At 37.8% G+C, this 22044-nt stretch carries 22 protein-coding genes; 19 read left to right on the forward strand and 3 right to left on the reverse strand.

The genetic code is table 11. From position 1 onward, the window contains the following. Positions 1 to 21: 21 nt before the first annotated feature. The 6 genes from mnmG (at position 22) to ACIQ7T_RS09015 (ending at position 7272) form a co-directional block, all read left to right on the forward strand. Positions 22 to 1917, forward strand: coding sequence for a tRNA uridine-5-carboxymethylaminomethyl(34) synthesis enzyme MnmG (gene mnmG / locus ACIQ7T_RS08990; protein ID WP_370077943.1), 1896 nt, complete (start codon positions 22 to 24; stop codon positions 1915 to 1917). A gap of 166 nt (positions 1918 to 2083) precedes the next feature. Continuing rightward, entirely contained in the window at positions 2084 to 2800 is a 717-nt protein-coding gene (gene rsmG, locus ACIQ7T_RS08995) for a 16S rRNA (guanine(527)-N(7))-methyltransferase RsmG (protein ID WP_402869879.1), read from the forward strand. A 179-nt stretch (positions 2801 to 2979) separates the two neighbouring features. Further along, positions 2980 to 3879 (forward strand): nucleoid occlusion protein, encoded by a 900-nt coding sequence (gene noc / locus ACIQ7T_RS09000; protein WP_402869881.1) that lies wholly within the window; start codon positions 2980 to 2982, stop codon positions 3877 to 3879. A 989-nt stretch (positions 3880 to 4868) separates the two neighbouring features. Beyond that, the gene (locus ACIQ7T_RS09005) at positions 4869 to 5630 is read left to right on the forward strand and encodes a ParA family protein (RefSeq protein WP_142510024.1); all 762 of its coding nucleotides are present in this window, start codon (positions 4869 to 4871) and stop codon (positions 5628 to 5630) included. Continuing rightward, positions 5623 to 6477 carry a ParB/RepB/Spo0J family partition protein gene (locus tag ACIQ7T_RS09010; protein ID WP_402869883.1) on the forward strand — a complete coding sequence of 285 codons (855 nt, stop codon included), beginning with the start codon at positions 5623 to 5625 and terminating at the stop codon, positions 6475 to 6477. The genes ACIQ7T_RS09005 and ACIQ7T_RS09010 overlap by 8 nt, the downstream gene beginning before the upstream one ends. A 78-nt stretch (positions 6478 to 6555) precedes the next feature. Beyond that, the gene (locus tag ACIQ7T_RS09015; RefSeq protein WP_402869885.1) at positions 6556 to 7272 is read left to right on the forward strand and encodes a DUF554 domain-containing protein; all 717 of its coding nucleotides are present in this window, start codon (positions 6556 to 6558) and stop codon (positions 7270 to 7272) included. Here the strand turns inward: ACIQ7T_RS09015 and yyaC are convergent. Then, a complete protein-coding gene (gene yyaC / locus ACIQ7T_RS09020) occupies positions 7189 to 7821 on the reverse strand; it encodes a spore protease YyaC (protein ID WP_370077931.1) in 633 nt (210 codons plus the stop codon). The genes ACIQ7T_RS09015 and yyaC overlap by 84 nt on opposite strands. A gap of 93 nt (positions 7822 to 7914) precedes the next feature. Between yyaC and ACIQ7T_RS09025 the strand changes: the two genes are divergently transcribed. The 4 genes from ACIQ7T_RS09025 (at position 7915) to ACIQ7T_RS09040 (ending at position 11455) form a co-directional block, all read left to right on the forward strand. Continuing rightward, the gene (locus tag ACIQ7T_RS09025; protein ID WP_370077929.1) at positions 7915 to 8799 is read left to right on the forward strand and encodes a mechanosensitive ion channel family protein; all 885 of its coding nucleotides are present in this window, start codon (positions 7915 to 7917) and stop codon (positions 8797 to 8799) included. 1 nt (position 8800) lies between these two features. Continuing rightward, a complete protein-coding gene (locus ACIQ7T_RS09030) occupies positions 8801 to 9001 on the forward strand; it encodes a DUF951 domain-containing protein (RefSeq protein WP_370077973.1) in 201 nt (66 codons plus the stop codon). Positions 9002 to 9229: 228 nt separating this feature from the next. Further along, a complete protein-coding gene (gene ychF, locus ACIQ7T_RS09035; protein WP_402869887.1) occupies positions 9230 to 10330 on the forward strand; it encodes a redox-regulated ATPase YchF in 1101 nt (366 codons plus the stop codon). A gap of 84 nt (positions 10331 to 10414) precedes the next feature. Further along, a complete protein-coding gene (locus ACIQ7T_RS09040) occupies positions 10415 to 11455 on the forward strand; it encodes an acyl-CoA dehydrogenase family protein (RefSeq protein ID WP_402869888.1) in 1041 nt (346 codons plus the stop codon). Positions 11456 to 11520: 65 nt separating this feature from the next. On the opposite strand, the gene ACIQ7T_RS09045 is transcribed toward ACIQ7T_RS09040, so the two are convergent. After that, positions 11521 to 12081 (reverse strand): DUF3267 domain-containing protein, encoded by a 561-nt coding sequence (locus ACIQ7T_RS09045; protein WP_402869890.1) that lies wholly within the window; start codon positions 12079 to 12081, stop codon positions 11521 to 11523. A 172-nt stretch (positions 12082 to 12253) separates the two neighbouring features. Here ACIQ7T_RS09045 and rpsF point away from each other — a divergent pair, with 172 nt between their 5' ends. From rpsF to ACIQ7T_RS09090, 9 genes are all read left to right on the forward strand, one after another. Beyond that, a complete protein-coding gene (gene rpsF / locus ACIQ7T_RS09050; protein WP_053482932.1) occupies positions 12254 to 12541 on the forward strand; it encodes a 30S ribosomal protein S6 in 288 nt (95 codons plus the stop codon). 40 nt (positions 12542 to 12581) lie between these two features. Beyond that, the gene (gene ssb / locus ACIQ7T_RS09055) at positions 12582 to 13154 is read left to right on the forward strand and encodes a single-stranded DNA-binding protein (protein WP_079563368.1); all 573 of its coding nucleotides are present in this window, start codon (positions 12582 to 12584) and stop codon (positions 13152 to 13154) included. A 38-nt stretch (positions 13155 to 13192) separates the two neighbouring features. Then, positions 13193 to 13429 carry a 30S ribosomal protein S18 gene (gene rpsR, locus ACIQ7T_RS09060; protein ID WP_004233359.1) on the forward strand — a complete coding sequence of 79 codons (237 nt, stop codon included), beginning with the start codon at positions 13193 to 13195 and terminating at the stop codon, positions 13427 to 13429. A 903-nt stretch (positions 13430 to 14332) separates the two neighbouring features. Further along, the gene (locus ACIQ7T_RS09065) at positions 14333 to 15274 is read left to right on the forward strand and encodes a YybS family protein (RefSeq protein WP_370077920.1); all 942 of its coding nucleotides are present in this window, start codon (positions 14333 to 14335) and stop codon (positions 15272 to 15274) included. Between the two features lie 12 nt (positions 15275 to 15286). Continuing rightward, positions 15287 to 17260, forward strand: a complete 1974-nt coding sequence (locus ACIQ7T_RS09070; RefSeq protein ID WP_402869893.1) for a DHH family phosphoesterase — start codon at positions 15287 to 15289, stop codon at positions 17258 to 17260. Continuing rightward, positions 17257 to 17703, forward strand: a complete 447-nt coding sequence (rplI, locus tag ACIQ7T_RS09075) for a 50S ribosomal protein L9 (RefSeq protein WP_053482928.1) — start codon at positions 17257 to 17259, stop codon at positions 17701 to 17703. The genes ACIQ7T_RS09070 and rplI overlap by 4 nt, the downstream gene beginning before the upstream one ends. Positions 17704 to 17716: 13 nt before the next feature. Next, positions 17717 to 19078 carry a replicative DNA helicase gene (dnaB, locus tag ACIQ7T_RS09080; protein WP_370077916.1) on the forward strand — a complete coding sequence of 454 codons (1362 nt, stop codon included), beginning with the start codon at positions 17717 to 17719 and terminating at the stop codon, positions 19076 to 19078. A gap of 251 nt (positions 19079 to 19329) precedes the next feature. Next, a complete protein-coding gene (locus tag ACIQ7T_RS09085) occupies positions 19330 to 20622 on the forward strand; it encodes an adenylosuccinate synthase (protein ID WP_402869895.1) in 1293 nt (430 codons plus the stop codon). 222 nt (positions 20623 to 20844) lie between these two features. Continuing rightward, positions 20845 to 21039, forward strand: a complete 195-nt coding sequence (locus tag ACIQ7T_RS09090; RefSeq protein ID WP_402869897.1) for a hypothetical protein — start codon at positions 20845 to 20847, stop codon at positions 21037 to 21039. Positions 21040 to 21159: 120 nt separating this feature from the next. Here ACIQ7T_RS09090 and ACIQ7T_RS09095 read toward each other — a convergent pair whose 3' ends face one another. Beyond that, positions 21160 to 21972, reverse strand: coding sequence for a YitT family protein (locus tag ACIQ7T_RS09095; RefSeq protein ID WP_483308138.1), 813 nt, complete (start codon positions 21970 to 21972; stop codon positions 21160 to 21162). Between the last annotated feature and the right edge of the window lie 72 nt (positions 21973 to 22044).

Here is a 22044-nt window from a genome sequence, read left to right on the forward strand (position 1 = left end):
AAAGAAAGGAAGATACGAGCTATGCCAACAAATTATGAGGCAGGCACGTTTGATGTTATCGTAATTGGCGCAGGTCACGCAGGTTCTGAAGCTGCACACGCTGCTGCCAAAATGGGTGCTAACACACTGATGTTAACAATCAATTTAGATATGATTGCATTTATGCCATGCAATCCTTCCATTGGTGGTCCTGCCAAAGGAATTGTAGTACGAGAAATTGACGCATTAGGTGGCGTCATGGGGAAAGTTATTGATAAAACGCATATTCAAATGCGGATGTTAAATACAGGGAAAGGTCCTGCTGTGCGTGCATTACGTGCACAAGCGGACAAAGTTTTATACCAACAAGAAATGAAACGTGTGTTGGAGGAAACTGAGAATTTGACAATTCAGCAAGGAATGGTGGAAGAGCTAATAATTGAAGACGGGGAAGTACAAGGTGTTATTACACAAATTGGTGCTATTTACCGCGCTAAAACAGTTGTTATCACAACAGGTACATTCCTTCGTGGTGAAATCATTATTGGTGACGTAAAATATTCAAGTGGTCCTAATAACCAACAACCGTCAATTCGTTTAGCTGATAACTTAAAAGAGCTTGGTTTTGACCTTGTGCGTTTTAAAACAGGTACACCACCACGAGTGAATAACCGTACGATTGATTATGATAAAACAGAGATTCAACCAGGAGATGATGTTCCACGTGCATTCAGCTTTGAAACAACTGAATTCATCACGGATCAGCTTCCTTGTTGGTTAACTTATACAAGCCTAGAAACACATGAAATTATCGAGGCAAACTTACATCTTTCACCGATGTACTCAGGGATGATTAAAGGTACGGGTCCACGTTATTGCCCTTCTATTGAAGACAAGGTTGTGCGATTTAACGATAAACCGCGCCACCAAATTTTCTTAGAGCCAGAAGGTCGCAATACACGTGAAGTATATGTACAAGGTTTATCGACTAGCTTACCAGAGCATGTACAAACACGTTTACTAAAATCAATTCCAGGCTTAGAAAAAGCAGAAATGATGCGTGCTGGCTATGCTATTGAATACGATGCAATCGTGCCAACACAATTGTGGCCAACTTTAGAAACAAAACGTATTAAAGGGTTGTATACTGCTGGTCAAATCAACGGAACATCAGGTTACGAGGAAGCGGCTGCTCAAGGCTTAATGGCTGGGATAAATGCGGCTGCTAATGTGCTTGAAAAACAAGAATTAATTTTAAGTCGTTCAGATGCTTATATTGGCGTATTAATTGATGATTTAGTAACAAAAGGAACAAATGAACCGTATCGCTTACTAACATCTCGTGCAGAATATCGTTTACTACTTCGTCATGATAACGCTGACTTACGTTTGGTAGAGCTAGGTTATAATATGGGAATGATTACTGAAGAAAGATATGCAACATTCAATGAGAAAAAAGAGCTGATTGAAAACGAAATTGCACGTCTCCGTGAAGTGATTATTAAACCAAATGAAGCAACACAAGCTACTATTCGCTCTGTAGGTGGTAGTGAGCTAAAAGATGGTATCCGTGGAGCAGATTTATTAAAACGTACAGAAATGCATTATGAGTTAGTTTCTTCGTTAATTCCAGCAGACATAGAGTTTTCGGATGAAGTGAAGGAACAAATTGAAATTCAGCTTAAGTATGAAGGTTATATTGAAAAAGCATTGCAACAAGTTGAGAAGCTTCATAAAATGGAAAATAAAAAAATTCCTGAAAATATCGATTATGACGCTATTTCAGGTCTAGCAACAGAAGCTCGACAAAAATTAAAACAAGTTACACCACTTTCCATCGCCCAAGCATCGCGAATCTCTGGTGTAAACCCAGCAGATATTTCAATATTACTTGTTTATATTGAGCAAGGTAAAATTGCCCGCGTCAGCGGCGAATAATGAACAACAGTAAAGTGAATAAGAGGCGGGCATACCTTTGTGCCCGCTTCCTATTTTTAAGGCTAATCTTATTTTTATATAGTAGTTGATTTGTAAATGTGAACGAATACATGCTTACAAATCAATAATAGGGATAGTAAAGCCAGTTAGAAAAAGGAGACTTTACATGAACGAACAACAATTTATCGAGGCTCTGAAGAAAAAGGGCATTGAACTTTCTGAAAAGCAGATTGCTCAATTTAAAAAATACTTTGAGTTACTTGTTGAGTGGAATGAAAAGATGAACTTAACTGCTATTACGGATTTAGAAGGTGTTTATTTAAAGCATTTTTATGATTCGATTAGTGCCTCTTTCTATTTTGATTTTTCAAAAGTGACGACAGTTTGTGATGTTGGAGCAGGTGCTGGTTTTCCAAGTATTCCAATTAAAATCTGTTTCCCACATTTACATGTAACAATTGTCGATTCTTTAAATAAAAGAATTACATTTTTAAATCATTTAAGTGATGAGTTACAATTAGATAATATGAATTTCGTACATGCCCGTGCAGAGGAATTTGCACAAAATGCGAAATATCGTGAACAGTTTGATGTTGTAACAGCTCGTGCAGTAGCCCGATTATCGGTCTTATCGGAGTTATGTGTACCACTAGCAAAGCAAGGTGGCTATTTTGTTGCTTTAAAAGCAGCAGCTGGTGCGGAAGAATTAAAAGATGCAAAAAAAGCATTGGCCACATTAGGGGTTACGCTAAAAGAAGAATTTTCTTTCCTACTACCTGTTGAAGAAAGTGACCGCATGTTATATATCTTTGATAAAATAAAAGGAACACCGAAAAAATACCCGCGTAAACCAGGTGTACCAAATAAAACACCAATTCAATAATTAGTGTTTCATGTGAAACTTCTCAAAGTAGAAAATATTTTTTCTATTTTGAGCATACATACTAGTTATGGATGGTTCACGCAAATGACATCTACGAACTATATACATTTTAAGAAATATAATAAATAATAATAGAATGAAACAGAGCAAGATAGTTACTTAAAGGTGGTGCCACTTGGATGAAAAGTCCTTTTTCACGTTTTTTTGGAGGCGGAAATAAAACTGAGCCTATTGTGAAAAATGAAGTAGAACAAGCAGAGACGGTTCATGCAGCAGAAGAAGTTATAAAGCTGCCTATTGATCAAATTGTGCCTAACCGTTTTCAGCCACGTACTATTTTTGATGATGAAAAAATTGAAGAATTATCAAGAACCATTCATACACATGGTGTAATTCAGCCAATTGTTGTACGTAAAACAGCAGAAAATCAATATGAAATCATTGCTGGTGAGCGTCGCTATCGAGCAATGAAAAAGCTACAATGGACAGAAGTCCCGGCAATTATAAGAAATTTATCTGATAAGGAAACAGCCTCTATCGCGTTAATCGAGAACCTACAGCGTGAGGAGTTAACAGCAATTGAAGAAGCTGTTGCCTATCAAAAATTATTAGAGCTTCATGAGCTGACACAAGAAGCTCTTGCCCAACGACTTGGAAAAGGACAATCCACGGTAGCCAATAAATTACGTTTACTAAAGCTGCCTGAAGAAGTGCAGCAAGCTATTTTGAAGCGTGAAATCTCTGAACGACATGCACGTGCATTAATTGCAATTAAAGATCGGTCGTTACAGCTAGAAGTTTTACAACAAACGATTGGAAATGATTGGAATGTTCGTCAGTTAGAAGAACAAATTTATTCTTTATTACATCCGGAGGCAGAAGTTCAAGAAGAAGCGGAGCCAAAGAAAGTAAAGCCGAAACGTAAGGCCATTAGTAAAGACGTACGCATTGCCTTAAATACGATTAAACAATCGTTATCTATGGTAACAAAGAGCGGTATAACAGTTAAGACTGAAGAAGAAGACACAGAGGAATATTATCAAATTACAGTGAAAATACCTAAAAAGAAAAAGTCTTAAGTCGTAATTGAAATTATATTAGAAAAATAAAGAATTGACTTTCATAACATCATCAAAGTTGAGGATGACATTTGTATAACGTATACCAGGTATATAAGTTGATAGGAGCGGGAGTTGGAAGGCCCAGGAAGCTTTGCTCTACGCGAAAGCAAAGCGACAGCAACAAATGTTTACTGTGCGAAAGCAAAGCGACAGCAACAAATGTTTACTGTGCGAAAGCGAAGCGACAGCAACAAAGCGCCCAGCCGGAACGGAAATCAACGTTACGTTATGATGATGAGCCACTTTTATAGCTCTTTACTATGGAGGCATCTCAGTAATATTTCTGAGATGTCTCCTTTTTTGCATATATTCTTAATATTTTATACAACTATTTTCTGTTTTTTTGATAGAATGAAAGTAAGATAGAGATATTTAACTTCTTTCAGTAAGTGTTTTTTGTAACGAAAGTGAAACGGCAGTTACAAGTGTTTTTTGTACCGAAAGCGTAGCGACAGGTACAGTAGTCTCTCACCTCTATAAGTGGTAATATGAATGCGGGTTTAAGTTACTTTTCAGCGGGTGTCCAAACATCCGCTGAAATAGGGGAACTCAGTCTAAGAACGCCACGTCCTGTGGCAATTTATCTGTGCGAAAGCGAAGCGACAGCAACACGGTTTTATCTGTGCGAAAGCGAAGCGACAGCAACAACACACGACTGAGTAACCAACTTCGTGCTGCTGACGCTACGTTAGCACTACGCTTTCGCGCAAAAAACATCTGTTGGCCTAAAGCCTCCGGCGGCGGATGTCACGGATTCGGAAAGGAGTGCTTAGAGGATGTTAGCCTAAAACCATCGCATCCATGCGATAACGGCTAACTGACCTGCATCGTGCAGGCCTAAGCACAAAGCCGAATCCGGACACAATTATGCCGAGGCATAATTGATCAGTGATTTTACAAATGATTTATCAAAGTGAACTTTGATAGATGAAAGCAGGTGCTTTTAAATGGGTAGAATTATAGCAATCGCCAATCAAAAGGGTGGCGTAGGAAAAACAACGACATCGGTCAATTTGAGCGCTTGTCTAGCATACTTAGGGAAGAAAGTGCTCTTAATCGATACTGATCCACAAGGAAATACAACAAGTGGACTTGGTGTTAATAAAGGAGAACTTCAAGGCTGCATTTATGATGTATTAATTGATGATGAAAACGTTGAAAATGTCATTCAACAAACAAATGTCGAAAACTTAGCAATCGTTCCAGCAACCATTTCACTAGCAGGAGCAGAAATTGAATTAGTTTCAACAATTTCCAGAGAAGTACGTTTAAAGCACGCACTTCAAGATGTAAAAGAAAACTATGATTATATTATTATTGATTGCCCGCCCTCGTTAGGGCTACTAACAATTAATGCTTTAACTGCTTCGGATGCGCTTATTATTCCTGTACAATGCGAATATTACGCATTAGAGGGGTTAAGTCAGTTGTTATCAACTGTCCGTTTAGTGCAAAAACATTTAAATCAGCAATTATACATTGACGGAGTATTGTTGACGATGCTTGATGCTAGAACAAACCTAGGCTTACAAGTTATTGATGAAGTGAAAAAGTATTTCCAGGATAAAGTATACAAAACAATTATTCCTCGTAATGTGCGATTAAGTGAGGCTCCAAGTCATGGGCAGCCGATTATCATTTATGATGCAAAATCAAGAGGTGCAGAAGTGTATTTAGAGATGGCGAGGGAAGTGATTAAAAATGGCTAAAGGTTTAGGAAGAGGCATAGGTGCATTATTTCCTGGAGAGTCTATAGAACAAAGTGGGCAAGTGGAAGAAATACAATTAGAGCTTATCGCCGCGAACCCATTTCAGCCTCGTAAAATTTTTGATGAAGAAACTTTACAAGAATTAGCTGACTCTATACAGGAACATGGTATTTTACAGCCGATTGCTGTACGTAAAAAAGGACGTAAATATGAAATCGTTGCTGGAGAACGCCGTTATAGAGCGACTCAATTAGCAGGTTTAGAGGTTATTCCAGCTATTATAAAAGAGCTATCAGATGCGCAAATGATGGAACTAGCTATTTTAGAAAATTTACAGCGTGAAGATTTGACAGTTATTGAAGAGGCTGAAGCATATCAAAGCTTAATGGAAAGCTTACATTTAACACAAGAGGAGCTATCCAAAAGATTAGGGAAAAGTAGACCGCATATTGCCAATCATGTTCGTTTACTTGCATTACCAGAGGATGTTCGTGAGTTTATGAATGATGGAACACTATCGATGGGGCAAGGACGAGCGTTACTTGGATTGAAAAATAAAAGAAGAATATCAGAAGTGGCAAATAAGGTCATTAAACAAGGGTTAAACGTACGTCAAGTTGAAATGTTAGTACACAATTTGAATGAAGAAGTTTCACGTGAAACAACTCAAATAAAGAAAAAAGATATATTCGTGGCAGCAAAGGAATCACAGTTACGTGATTACTTTGGAACAAATGTACAAATTAGGAAAGCTAATAATAAAGGGAAAATTGAAATTGAATTTTACTCTGAAGATGATTTAGAACGTATTTTAGAAATATTAAATTTACAGGAAGAGGAAGAATAAGAGAAATATCGATAACGTGATCAGAGCGCCGAACTACAAGGCGCTCTCTATTTTTCTAGAGAGAAGGAAGGTTGGGACGTGGTATTACTAGGGGCATTAATTAACGCTTTGCTTATTATGGTAGGTGCATTAGTAGGACGTATCTTCAAAAATATTCCTGAATCGATGAAATCTACTGTATTATCGATTATTGGTTTAGCAGTTGCACTTTTAGGGATTAAAATGGGCTTTGAAAGTGATAATTTTATTATTTTAATGATTAGTTTAGTGGTAGGTACAGTAATTGGTGAGTGGTTAGATTTAGATAAGCAAATGAATAGACTTGGAAAATGGGTAGAATCTTTATTTAGTAAAAATCGCACTGATAATAATCAAATTGGCATAGCAGAAGGTTTTGTAACGGCATCTTTAATATTTGTAGTTGGCTCCATGGGCGTCATTGGTGCACTCGATAGTGGTCTGCGTAGCGATCATAATATACTTATTACGAAAGGATTAATCGATGGATTTATATCGATAATCTTAACATCTACATTAGGTATTGGAGTGCTATTATCTGCAGTACCTGTATTCGTCTATCAAGGATTAATTGCACTTTTTGCAGGTGTTATCAGCTCTTTTATACCAGATGCAGCACTACAAATGTTTATTCAAGAAATGACTGCTGTAGGTGGTGTTATGATTTTTGCCATTGGTTTAAATATAGCAGGCTTAACTAAGATCAAGGCTGCTAACTTGTTGCCAGGTCTCATCATTGTCGGCATTGTGGTTGCTATCTTCTATATTTTTCAGTGAGTAACGATGTGCAGCGAGCAACAGAGCTCTTGAAAGTTTTTCCGCCATTGCATAAGAAATATGAAGTCTTGTATTTTGTAAAACAAGCATTTCCATAAAGCCTCCAACATTGACTATTCCTTTAATGGAAATATCGCCGATGGGAGGTAATTCTTTTTTTACAGCTTTTCCCGGAAAAATAGGTCCATTCTGTACAGAAATATGTCCAACGTTTTGTTCACTTCCAAGACATGCATCAATCGCAATAATGAATGGTTTTATAGTATGATTGTGTAGCTGTTGCATAGTAGTGTCTAAATTAAGAGCATGCAAAGGATTGTCTAAAGAGCCTACAATTTCATATGGAAAACTAACAGACTTTTTTAAGAAGCTACCTGTTAATGGCCCAAGTGTATCACCTGTACAACGGTCACTTCCAATACAACAGAAAATAAGGCGTTCATGATGAAAGGGTATATGTTCTAAAAATAATGTACTCAACTGCCAAACGATATTTTTACTTTCATGATGAAGAGAATAAGGGAGTAACAATTTTGGTATAGTATTCATAAAAAAACTCACTTTCCTTTTTATTTGTAAGAAGTGCTCGATTTTTATGCAGTATACGCAAATTTTTAGCAAGTTATTCAAGAGGTGGTAATAATGGATTGGTTTAACGAAAGGGTAATAAAAAACGGTTGGGACAAGCTGATGTCAGAGGATCTTTGGATAAATATAACAAAAGTTTCGGTTAAGATTACTATTATCTTGATTGCATCGTGGCTAGCTGTACGATTAGGAAAAAAGTTTATTAAAAAAGTGTTTTTAATGCGTATGCGTTCACCTTTAGACCATTCAGAACGTCGACAAACAACAATTTCAAGATTATTACAAAGTGTCATTTCCTATGTTGTTTATTTTTCAGCAATCGTTGCTATTCTCTCTATCTTGGAGATTAAGATAGCGGGGTTATTGGCTGGAGCAGGGATTGTCGGTTTAGCCATTGGTTTTGGTGCGCAAAGTTTAGTGAAGGATGTCATTACTGGATTCTTTATTATTTTTGAAGACCAATTTGGTGTTGGTGATTATATAAAAATAAATTCAGCTGAAGGAACTGTTGTAGAAATCGGTTTACGTACGACAAAGGTTAATGGTTCTACAGGGGAGCAGTTTATTATTCCGAATGGTTCGATTGGTGATGTTGTCAATTACTCTGTCAACAACTCTAAAATTTATATAGATTTACAAATGACGACCGATGCCAAGTTTGAAAAAGCTGAGGCTATTATTAAAAAGTATTTAGATACTTTACCTGAAATTCATAAGGAACTTGTAGCAGTACCTGTCTTTTTAGGTGTACAAAATGTTAAGGGTACAGAGGTAACGATTCGTATAGCCGCAGAAACATTACCACAACAACAATACGGGGTGGCTCGTACTATTCGTCGCGATGTTACAAAACTCTTTGAAGAAAATAATATACCAATGGCTCATCCGAAAATGATGTTCTATGGTGTAAATGGAAATGAAGAGGGGAGAAATGAGTAATATGGAAGCGAAGAAATTTGGTTTAAACGATATTGTTGAAATGAAAAAGCAGCATCCATGTGGCACTAATATGTGGAAAATTATTCGGATGGGTGCGGATGTCCGCATTAAATGTGAAGGCTGTCAGCATAGTGTCATGATTCCGCGCCGCGAATTTGAGAAAAAAATGAAAAAGGTTTTAATTTCCGCTAGTGAAGAATAGTTTGTATCTTTAATCAGTATGTGTTTTGACACCCACTGATTGAAGATAAAACCTATGCAATTACGCCAATGCGAAATTGATGTATATTAGACTTTTTATGAGTGAATCAATATAATAGATAGGGTTATACAGTGATTAATCAGTGAGGACTTCTGTAACCTCACAGTATCCGTTAGTACGGGAGATAAGAGCAAATTTGAACAGATCATAGAAAGGTTGTGTCCATACATGGCATTAACAGCTGGAATCGTTGGTTTACCTAACGTTGGAAAATCAACATTATTTAACGCAATTACAAAAGCGGGCGCATTGGCTGCAAACTATCCATTCGCAACAATCGATCCAAACGTCGGTATTGTTGAAGTACCAGATGCACGTTTAGATAAATTAACAGAATTAGTAATACCTAAAAAAACAGTACCAACAGCATTTGAGTTCACAGATATTGCTGGGATCGTAAAAGGTGCTTCAAAGGGTGAAGGTTTAGGGAACAAATTCCTTGCTCATATTCGTGAAGTAGATGCAATTTGCCAGGTAGTACGTTGCTTTGTAGATGAAAATATTACACACGTATCAGGTGCAGTTGATCCGATTGACGATATTGAAGTTATTAATTTAGAGCTTGCACTTGCAGATTTAGAATCTGTTGATAAGCGATTACAACGTGTTAGCAAAATGGCAAAGCAAAAAGACAAAGAAGCAATGATTGAAGAACCAGTTCTTATGAAAATTAAAGAACAATTAGAAAACGGCCGACCAGCGCGCGCTGCAGAGCTTTCAGAAGACGAGTTAAAGGTTATTAAAGGGCTTCATCTTTTAACAATTAAACCTATGCTTTATGTGGCGAATGTTTCAGAAGATGAAGTAGCTGACGCAGATAATAATGAATACGTGCAAAAGGTACGTGAGTATGCAGCTGCTGAAGGTGCTCAAGTTATCACAATTTGTGCAAAAATCGAGGAAGAAATTTCTGAGCTTGATGATGAAGAAAAAGCAATGTTCTTAGAAGAACTAGGCATTAAAGAATCTGGTTTAGACCAATTAATCCGTACTTCATATGATTTACTAGGACTAGCAACTTATTTCACTGCTGGTGTACAAGAGGTACGTGCATGGACGTTCCGTAAAGGTATGAAGGCACCACAATGTGCAGGAGTCATTCATACAGACTTTGAACGTGGATTTATTCGTGCAGAAACAGTTGCTTTCGATGATTTAGTAGAAGCTGGTTCTCAACCTGCTGCTAAAGAAGCTGGTAAAGTACGTCTTGAAGGTAAAGAATATGTAGTACAAGACGGCGATATTATGTTATTCCGTTTCAATGTGTAAAATACAAACAGGGGCAATCTTTCAATGGATTGCCTTTTTTGTTTATATACTTATCTGAATTTTCAATCCTATGGGAGGTTAGGTATGGACATATTACAAATAAAAGAACGTGGTTTAGAAATTGAACAGCTAGGAAGATTACCAGAAGATATACTAGAGCTTATTTATGAGCATCAATTGTTTAAGCTATTCACTGTAAAGGAATTAGGCGGTAAAGATTTAGATCTACTAGAGGGCATTAAAGTATTCCAGCAGATGTCTACACTTGATGGCAACTTTGGCTGGCTTGTCACAATAGGGACAGGGGGTAACGCGTTTATTCCAGCATTAAATAAAGAAGTTTGTGAAAAAATATTTTCACCAAGAAATGGAGTCGTAGCAGGTAGTGGCTATCCTACGGGTACAGCAGTAAAAATAGATGATGGTTATAGAGTAACAGGTCAATGGAAGTATTGTAGTGGAGCAGATTATGCTACAACTTTTACGATGAATTGCTTTGTCGAGAATGAGGGTATTAGAACAGATGAAATAATTAGTTGTTCAATAAATAGTGATCATGTAGAGGTTCTTGATGATTGGCGAGCAATGGGCTTAAAAGCGACAGCTAGTCATACGATTCGTGTGCAAAATGTTTGGGTACCACAAGAGGAAACATTCCAATTAGGCACAATTAAAAACAAGTATGGAAGTGCGGTACATAGTTTTCCGTTTGGTGCATTTGCAGAAGCCTCTTTTATAAGCGTTTGTCTTGGGATAACAGAAAATTTCTTAGAAGAGGCGTCTATTTTAGTAAAGCAAAGAAAGCATGATCCAAGCGGTACTGAACGTATGGGCGCAATACAATTTCTATTGATGCAGCAACAGAAGAACTTTAGACAGCTTGAAGAGAAATTTTACTCAAGGTTGAATGAACACTGGCAAAAACATAAAGAAGGTCATAAGTTGACTGAAGAAGAACTACAACAATTTTCACGAATAAGTAAAGATACTGCAGCGGCTTGTATAGACATTGCCAATAGCTTAATACGCAGGCTTGGTATGGATGCAATTACGGAGACATCTTCAATTAATCGTATTTGGAGAAATTTATATACAGCTGCCCAGCATGGTTTTTTAACACAATAGCAGTCACAAATAGAATCTACTTATAGCCAAGCAGATTCTATTTGTAACGTGACTTGCATGAAAGTTTATTTCTTTTCCTCAGGCATATATACGTAAAGCTTTGGTAAGTGAGGATCATCCTCTATTAATGCATTTTTTGGATATTTGCGCAGTTCTTTATACATGGAAAAATCACCTACTGCCCCAGCTATTAAAAAAGCTCCGACTAATACTAAAACAGTACTGTTAAAATAAAAACCAGCAATTGTCGGGAGGACGCCAGTTGTCCAAAATGGAAGTAATAAAGCTTTTTTCATTGCATGATTCGGTAACGGTTGTTCAGTTGTTGCGTACGCTACGCCCAGCTCTAAATTCAGGCCATATTTTAATGATTTAAAGGGTACGCCTCCAAAGACCATAAAGCCAATTAAATGAAAGGCTTCATGTAAGACAATGAAAACAATATACAGAATAACGAAAAGGATAGATCCAATCATCATAGTCCAAAATGAAAAATCAAAATCTTTAAAGCAAATATATTGAATAGCTACAAACAATATGACGAGACCACTTGTGACAACAATATTGTCCATCATTAGTTTTTTTATATCCAACTCTATTACGATAGGTTCTTTATCTGGTTGCATGAAGATCCTCCGTTCATTCATGAATTAAGTTCATTATATAGAAAGAATTGTTTGGTTGCGACTTGAAAGACATGTATATATATGTTACAATTCATTGATGTGAGTAATAATTATTACTTGCTCCTTGCTCCCTTTTATAGGAGAGCCTAAGTCCATAAGGAGGTGTAAACAGATGAGAAAATACGAATTAATGTACATCGTACGTCCGAACATTGAAGACGAAGCGAAGAAAGCTTTAGTTGAACGTTTCAACGAAATCTTAACTTCTAACGGTGCAGAAGTCATCGAATCAAAAGAGTGGGGCAAACGCCGCTTAGCTTATGAAATTCAAGACTTCCGCGAAGGTTTCTACCAAATCGTGAAAGTAAACGCTACTTCAGAAGCAATTAACGAATACACACGTCTTGCTAACATTAGCGAAGATATCATTCGTCACATTGCGGTTCGCCAAGAAGCATAATCATTTAACAAAATGCTGAAAAAAGGAGGTTGCATTTCTGATGATAAACCGTGTCGTATTAGTTGGAAGACTAACAAAAGATCCTGAGCTACGCTATACGCCTAATGGTGTTGCGTCTACAAGATTTACAGTTGCTGTAAATCGAACATTCTCAAACCAACAAGGTGACCGCGAAGCTGATTTCATTAGCTGTGTTGCTTGGCGCAAACAGGCCGAAAACCTAGCGAACTTCATGCGAAAAGGAAGTTTAATTGGAGTGGAAGGTCGCATTCAAACAGGCAGTTACGAAGGACAAGATGGTAAGCGAGTATACACAACAGATGTAGTGGCCGATAGCGTACAGTTTTTAGAACCTCGTAATGGTGGTGGTGCTCCTGCATCTCCTCAATACGGTGGTGGACAGACTTACGGTAATAACCAACCGTCATATGGCGGTGGTCAACCACAACAACAGTTTGGTGGTGCTATGCCAGGGCAGGGTTCATTTGGCGGCGATGCTTATCAGCAAAATCAACCACCTGTGAATCAGCCGAATTATACACGTGTAGATGAGGATCCATTTGCTAATAGCAAAGGACCGATAGAAGTATCTGAGGATGACTTACCGTTCTAATACTTCTAAAATAAAAAATGATAAGGAGGAGACATACTATGGCACCACGTCGCGGAGGCCGCAAACGCCGTAAAGTTTGCTACTTCACTTCAAACAATATTACGCACATCGACTACAAAGATGTAGATTTATTAAAAAAATTCATCTCTGAGCGCGGTAAAATTTTACCACGTCGCGTAACTGGCACAAGTGCAAAGTACCAACGTAAATTAACTTCAGCTATCAAAGTATCTCGTATCATGGGATTACTTCCATTCGTAGCAGAAGATAAATAAGATATAAATAAAGGCACAACAAGGTTTAATCGCTTTGATTGTGCTTTTTTTATTTGTGAAAATGGAGTTGCTAATCTTGTAACCGCCAGTATAGAAATTTTAGAAGGTTAACATGTGAATAATCACATAGGGTAGGGAAATCGAGAATGAATATCCCGATTCTGGTAATATCGTTTATTTTATAGCACATCACCAAAAGATGAGGATGGTTAAAATGTATGTCATGTTGATTGGAGTGGAGACCGGGCGACTCCTTGGGGATCAGCGATAGAGGAACGAAGGCTAAAACCATCACATCCTGTGATAACGCCTTCGTGACCAACATCGTGTTGGCCCGAGACCCTGCAGCGAAGCGAAGCGGCTCATCGGACGCCCCCAGGAAGCTTTGCTCTGTGCGAAAGCGTAGCGACAGTAACAACAAAGCGCCCGGTCGGAACGGAAATCAACTCCCACGCTATGGCGACGATCTTAGTTGATCTCAGTAATTGCTCTATATATTACCATTTGCTATTATCATAAGAATTTATTACACTCTTAGTAGACATGAATAAAGAAAAGATGAAATTTTAGAGATTGAGAAACAATCGACTAAGTAACATTTTTTAAAACAAAACGGCTTATAATCATTTCGATTAAAAGCCTTTTTTCATGTATTAGTAACTGTCGTAAGTTGCTTTTTTTATTGTTGAAAAAATTTGAGAAACACATATATATAATCAATGAATGAATTTGTTCTTTTTCGGTAAAAAATCTTCTATATAGCTATGTATTTCACGCTTTAGTCATTGGTTCTACAAAATTAATGGCAAAGCAATCAGTTGTTCTTAGCGTTTTTTGTTCAATAACCTGAAAAAATGGTACAATAAAGGTCAGTAAGTTTAGCTGAAAAAAGGAAGGTTTTCAATGCCGAATAATCAAACGAAGGCGCTTGTACAAGGTGCTGCAATGGTGGCAATTTTCACCTTGATGATGATACTATCTGCGTATATTCCATTTGCTCTCATGTTAGTATTTTTATTTGCACCGCTACCGTTTTCTTGGTATAGCGCAAAATATAAGCGTTCCACATCAATATTTATAGCAATTGTCGGTTGTATCCTAACGTTTTTAACAAGTGGATTAATCATGCTTCCATTCGCGTTTATTTTCGCGATTGTCGGAATAATTATAGGCGATGCAATACGCCGACAAAAAAGTAAATTATATTTATTTATGTCATCAGGACTTGCCATATTGTTATCAACTGCAGTTGTATTTTTAGCATATGTGCGTTTAGCAGGCATTAATATGATTGAGATTGGTATAGAAGAAGCAAGAAAAAATTATGAACAAACTACAGCACTATCTCAAAATATTCCTGGACAATCAGCTGTGACTCCTGAACAGATAGAAGCAGTAACAAAGATGATGGAATCTACTGTTCCATCAACAGTAACTTTGGGCGCATTTTTAGTTGCATTTGTATTAGTGACAGTGAATTTATCTGTATTAAAGAGATTAGGTTTGAATGTACCAAAATTTGCACCGTTCCAACATATGCGTCTACCACGATCTATTTTATGGTATTACATGATTATTTTATGCATTAATTTATTTATGCGTCCAGAATCTGGATCTACATTAGATATTATTATTTTAAATTTTTCTTATATATTATGGGTGTTATTACTCCTGCAGGGGATTTCCTTTATACATTATTTTATTTCTAAAAAGGGAATGCCGAATGTTGTAAAATGGATAGCAACTTTGTTAGCCTTACCACTAGCATCCTTTATGATATTGCTAGGCATCGTAGATTTAGGTTTCGACGTACGTTCACTTGTGAAAGGGAAAACTAAAGAATAAGGGGCTGATGTAATGGGGACTTTTAGAAAACGACCAATCCGCTATCCGCTTTTTGTTCTTTCCATTTTTGGCATTGTGACGTTCATGCTTCTATGTATTTGGAATATCGGGATAGGTATCGGTTATGGAGTAGGTTTTGTTCTATTAATGGCTTATACGTGGAAGGTAGAAAAGATTACCTTTGATGAAACAGAAAAGCATATTGAATCTATCTCTTTCCGCATGAAAAAAGTTGGGGAAGAGGCATTGCTTGAAATGCCAATCGGGATTTTACTTGTCAATGATCAATATGAAATAGAATGGTCGAATCCATATATGCAAGGCGTTTTAAATATGGAGAATTTAGTAGGTGAAGGTATCGTTAATATATCTGACGATATTTACGTGCTAATGAAGAGCGAAGAGACAAACGAAGATACGATTACGCTCCGTGATCGTAAATATCGAGTTTATTATAAAAAAGAAGAGAATTTACTATATTTCTTTGATATCACTGAGCAGATAGCTATTGAAAAGCAATACTATGCAGATCGTACAGTTATTGCGATTTTATTTGTTGATAACTATGACGAAATTACGCAAGCAATGGATGACCAACCACGTAGTTTAACGAATACGATGGTGACATCCATTGTTAATGATTGGGCGGCTGAACAAGGGATATTTGTCAAAAGAATATCATCCGATCGTTTTTTAGCTGTATTAAACGAATCCATTTTAATGGAGCTTGAGAAGAAAAAATTTGCCATTCTAGATACAATTCGAGAAAAAACAGCGCAAAAAAATATGTCATTAACATTAAGTATTGGGGTTGGTGCAGGATCATCTTCATTAGTAGAGCTTGGTGAACTAGCACAATCAAGTTTAGATCTTGTTTTAGGCCGTGGTGGTGATCAGGTTGCTATCAAGCAACCTACAGGAAAACTAAAATTCTATGGCGGGAAAACGAACCCTGTTGAGAAACGTACGCGCGTTAGAGCACGTGTTATTTCCCATGCACTACGTGATTTAATTCAGGATAGTGACCAAGTATTTGTTATGGGACATAAAAACCCTGATATGGACTCTATTGGTGCCTCTGTTGGTGTACGTAAAATGGCACAAATGAATGATGTGAAGGGCTATGTGATCGTAAATTTTGAGGAATTAAACGGAAGTGTAACACGTTTAATGAATGAAATAGAGAGTAAATCGGATTTCTATGAAAGTTTCCTAACGCCAGAGGAAGCTGCATCAAGAATGACAGAGAAATCTTTGCTCGTTATAGTCGATACGCATAAACCGGATTTAGTCATCGAATCACAGCTATTGAAGCTGGCTGAAAAAGTTGTGGTGATTGATCATCATCGTCGAAGTGAGGATTTTATAGAAAATCCAACGCTTGTTTATATGGAGCCATATGCATCATCTACAGCAGAGCTTATAACAGAGTTACTCGAGTATCAACCAAAACGTGCAAAGATTAATATGTTAGAGGCTACGGCATTGCTGGCGGGAATTATTGTTGATACGAAGAGTTTTACATTGCGTACAGGAGCCCGTACGTTCGAAGCGGCTTCTTATTTACGGACAAATGGTGCCGATACAGTGCTAGTACAGCGATTATTAAAAGAAGACGTCGATACGTATATCGAGCGTTCTAAAATAGTGCAAACAGTTAAGTTCGTGAAGCCGGGTATTGCTATTGCTGTAGGTGAGGAAGCGAAAGTGTATGATTCTGTACTAATTGCGCAAACAGCAGACATTTTACTAACAATGAAGGATGTTGGTGCTTCCTTTGTCATTGCGCATCGTTCAGATGGCAAAATCGGCATAAGTGCAAGATCACTTGGTGAGGTAAACGTACAGCTTGTTATGGAAAAGCTAGGCGGCGGCGGACATTTAACAAATGCAGCTTGCCAAGTCGAAGCAAATTCCATTGCTGGAGTAAGAAAATATTTAGAAGAGGCCATAAATGAGGTACTCGAAGGGAGTTCGGAATCATGAAAGTAGTATTTTTAAAAGACGTTAAAGGAAAAGGGAAAAAAGGGGAAGTTAAAAATGTAGCAGACGGCTACGCACAAAACTTCTTAATTAAAAATGGCTATGCTGCTGAAGCAAATGCACAAGCATTAAGCCAATTAGAAGGTCAAAAGAATTTAGAAGCTAAAAATGCTGCTGCAGAATTAGCTGAAGCGAAAGCATTAAAAGAAAAATTAGAAGCTTTAACAGTAGAATTAAAAGCAAAATCAGGTGAAGGAGGTCGCCTATTTGGCTCAGTATCTACAAAGCAAATTGCTGATGCGCTTCAAAAAACGCATGGCATAAAAATTGATAAACGTAAAATGACTTTAAGCGATGGAATTCGTGCGCTAGGCTTTACAAATGTACCTGTAAAACTACATCATGAAGTATCTGCAGCATTAAAAGTTCATGTAACGGAAGAATAAGGGGCGACGATCCATGAACGAACCGATGATGGATCGCGTTCCACCGCATAACCGGGAAGCAGAGCAATCGGTTATCGGTGCAATTTTCCTCGATCCTCAATCGTTAATCACTGCATCTGAAATTTTGCTAGCAGATGATTTTTATCATAATGCACATAAGACAATTTTTGAAACGATGCTACGTTTAAGTGATCAAGGAAAAGCGATAGATGTTGTAACAGTTACAGAAGAATTATCAGCTAAAAAAGAAATTGAGGATGTTGGCGGGCTATCGTATTTACTAGAGCTCGCCAATGCTGTCCCTACGGCTGCTAACGTCGCACACTATGCGAAAATTGTCGAAGAAAAGGCTCTATTACGTCGTTTAATTCGTGTAGCTACTAAAATAGTAGAAGATGGCTATACTCGTGAGGATGAGGTAGAGGCATTACTAGGCGAAGCAGAGAAGAAAATGATGGAGGTAGCCAATCGTAAAAATGCGGGTGACTTTAAGCATGTTAAAGACGTATTGGTGGAAACCTTTGATAACATCGAAAAGATGCAATCACAAAAAGGTGATGTTACAGGTATCCCGACAGGCTTCCGTGATTTAGACCATATAACAGCTGGCTTCCAGCGCAACGATTTAATTATTGTAGCGGCACGTCCTTCTGTAGGTAAAACAGCCTTTGCATTGAATGTTGCGCAAAGTGTTGCCGTTCAAGCACGTGAAAATGTTGCAATTTTCTCCTTAGAGATGGGTGCTGAGCAGCTAGTTATGCGTATGCTTTGTGCGGAGGGAAATATAGATGCACAAGTTTTACGTACAGGTGCTTTAACAACGGAAGATTGGGGTAAACTAACTATGGCAATGGGGAGTTTATCGAATTCTGGAATTTTTATTGATGATACACCAGGTGTACGTATCAATGAAATTCGAGCAAAATGTCGACGTTTAGCACAGGAGCATGGTCTCGGTATGATTTTGATCGATTATTTACAGCTCATTCAAGGTAGTGGTAAGCCAGGGGAGAACCGTCAGCAAGAGGTATCTGAGATTTCGCGTTCTTTAAAAGGTCTAGCGCGTGAATTAAAGGTTCCGGTCATTGCATTATCACAGCTATCTCGTGGCGTTGAGCAACGTCAAGATAAACGACCTATGATGAGTGACTTACGTGAATCGGGAAGTATTGAGCAAGATGCTGATATTGTTGCCTTCTTATATCGTGATGATTATTACGATAAAGAGTCTGAGAGTAAAAATATGATTGAAATTATTATTGCTAAACAGCGTAACGGTCCAACGGGTACAGTTACACTCGCTTTTAAAAAGGAATTCAATAAATTCATTAATGTGGATTGGTCGCAAATGCCGCCACCACCTCCACGTGATTAAAAATTTATCTTCATTCATAAGATCCTTCTTTTAGAAGAACTCAACGTTGGAGATTACGCAAATACGGAATTAATCTGAATGTTAGATAATATTCATATCATTCTGTTATTAAACACGAACGTTGAATCATATTTTTTGATTTTACGTTCGTGTTTTTAAGTATTTTTGTTGACTAGGCGTTTCTATCATTGTTACAATAATTAACGGCTTAAAAATTGAGATACAAATCGTATCTAACGGAGGTGCTGACTATGACATCAGTTGTAGTTGTAGGAACACAGTGGGGAGACGAAGGAAAAGGTAAAATTACGGATTTCCTTTCACAAAAAGCCGATGCAATCGCTCGTTTTGCAGGCGGTGATAATGCAGGACATACTATTAAATTTGATGGTGAAACTTATAAGTTACATTTAATTCCATCAGGGATTTTCTATAAAGAAAAAACTTCAGTAATCGGAAATGGTCTGGTTGTTAATCCAAAGTCATTAGTTACTGAGCTTAGAGGCTTACAAGAGCGTGGCGTTGATACAGATAATTTACGAATTTCTAATCGTGCGCATGTTATTTTGCCATATCATATAAAGCAAGATATCGCTGATGAGGAAAGCCGTGGCGATAATAAAATTGGTACGACTTGTAAAGGGATTGGACCATGTTATCAGGATAAAGTAGCACGTATCGGTATCCGTATGGCTGATTTACTAGACAAGGATGTATTTGAAGAAAAACTACGTCAAAATTTAGCAATTAAGAATAAGTTATTTGAGAAATTTTACGAAGTTGAAGGCGTAACATTCGAAGGAATCTTCGAGGAATATTACAACTATGGACAAGAAATCGCAAAATATGTAACAGACACATCGAAAATCTTAAATGATGTACTAGATGAAGGCGGCAAAGTGTTATTTGAAGGAGCACAAGGTATTTTACTTGATGTCGATCAAGGTACGTACCCATTTGTAACATCTTCAAATCCTGTTGCAGGCGGAGTAGCAATCGGTGCTGGCGTTGGTCCATCACGAGTTACAAGTGTTATTGGTGTATCTAAAGCCTATACATCTCGTGTTGGCGATGGACCGTTCCCAACTGAATTATTTGATGAAGTAGGTCAACAAATTCGTGAAGTTGGTCGTGAATACGGTACAACAACTGGCCGCCCACGTCGTGTAGGCTGGTTCGATACGGTAGTTGTACGCCACTCACGCCGAGTAAGTGGTATTACGCATCTTGCGCTTAACTCAATCGATGTTTTATCTGGTTTAGAAACAGTTAAAATTTGTACTGCGTATAAATATATAGATGAAACGATTACTGAGTATCCAGCAAATCTTCATATTATTGAACAATGTGAACCAATTTATGAAGAGCTTCCAGGCTGGTCAGAAGATGTTACAGGCTGCAAAACATTAGAAGAGCTACCTGAGAATGCACGACGCTATGTAGAACGCGTGAGTGAATTAACTGGTATTGAAATTGCTACTTTCTCTGTTGGTCCTGCACGTGAACAAACGAACGTTTTAGTGGACGTTTGGGAAGCAAAATAATTATAAATCATAAAAGGGCGTACCATATGCGGTACGTCCTTTTTTATACCTCTTTACTTACACTGATTTGAGATGAGGTGAGAATTATTGTCCGTTAATGTAGGATATATCAAAAATAAGTATGACTCTTCTGCAAAACGAGGGGTTGATTTCCGTTCCGCCTGAGCGCTTTGTTGCTGACGCTTCGCTTTCGCACAGAGCAAAGCTTCCTGGGGGCGTCCGATGAGCCGCTTCACTCGCGCTGCTCGCTCCAGGGTCTCGGGCCAACACGAGGTTGGTCACGAAGGCGTTATCACAGGATGTGATGGTTTTAGCCTTCGTTCCTCTATCGCTGATCCCCAAGGAGTCGCTCAGTCTCCACTCCAATCAACCAATTCACATAGCATGTATCTTCTGGCATATTACTCTAATTTATAGTGATGATATGCGAAAATATAGTGGCAGCAACATATGCTTATTGCAAAGTGTTCACTTCCATAGATGTTTTTCAAACAATATTAAAAAGGACGTACCATATACGGTACGTCCTTTTTGCTATTAGTGAATATCTCTCTTCTTGAAACGGCCACCTCTAACCTCTGCAATATTACCAATTGCTAGGAATGCATTATCATCAATTTCAGAGACGATTGATTTAAGCTTGGATTCCTCTAATCGGGTAATGACGGTAAAAATAACTTTTTTATCGTTACCTGTATAAGCCCCCTCACCATGAAGGAAGGTTACACCTCGACCTAGTCGGTCCATAATCGTCTGCCCTATTTCATCAATGTCGTCACTTATGATATAAACAGATTTTGATTCCTCCATCCCTTGAATGACGATGTCGATCATTTTATAGGCGATATAGTATGCCAGGATAGAGTACATGGCTTGTTCCCATGTGAACACAAATCCCGCTACCGCAAAGATGAGTAAATTGCAGAACATAATAATTTCACCAACGGAGAACGGTGTTTTACTATTAAATAAAATAGCTAAAATTTCTGTCCCATCTAATGAACCACCATAACGAATGACGATGCCGACACCAATACCTAAAATCATACCTCCAAAAACTGTGGCCAATAGCGTATCTTGAGTAAACGGGTTTAGATTATGTAAGAAGAGTGTTGTTAATGAGAGTACAGTAATTCCGAGCCCTGTGGAAAGTGCAAAGGTTTTACCGATTTGTTTATAGCCTAAAAAGATGAAAGGTAAGTTTAAAATGAAGATGAAAATACCAAGAGGTAAATTTAATAAATGAGAAGTGATAATGGAAACACCTACGATTCCACCATCCATAATGTGGTTTGGTACTAAAAATAGCTCAAGCCCCAGTGCCATAATGAATGCACCTAATGCCACCATAATGGTCCTAATTATAAGTTTACGAACGGGATTCTTACTTTGGGGCTTCCTTACTTTAGGGGTTATTCCAGA

Source organism: Lysinibacillus sp. NPDC096212, assembly GCF_044763105.1.
GTDB lineage: Bacteria > Bacillota > Bacilli > Bacillales_A > Planococcaceae > Lysinibacillus.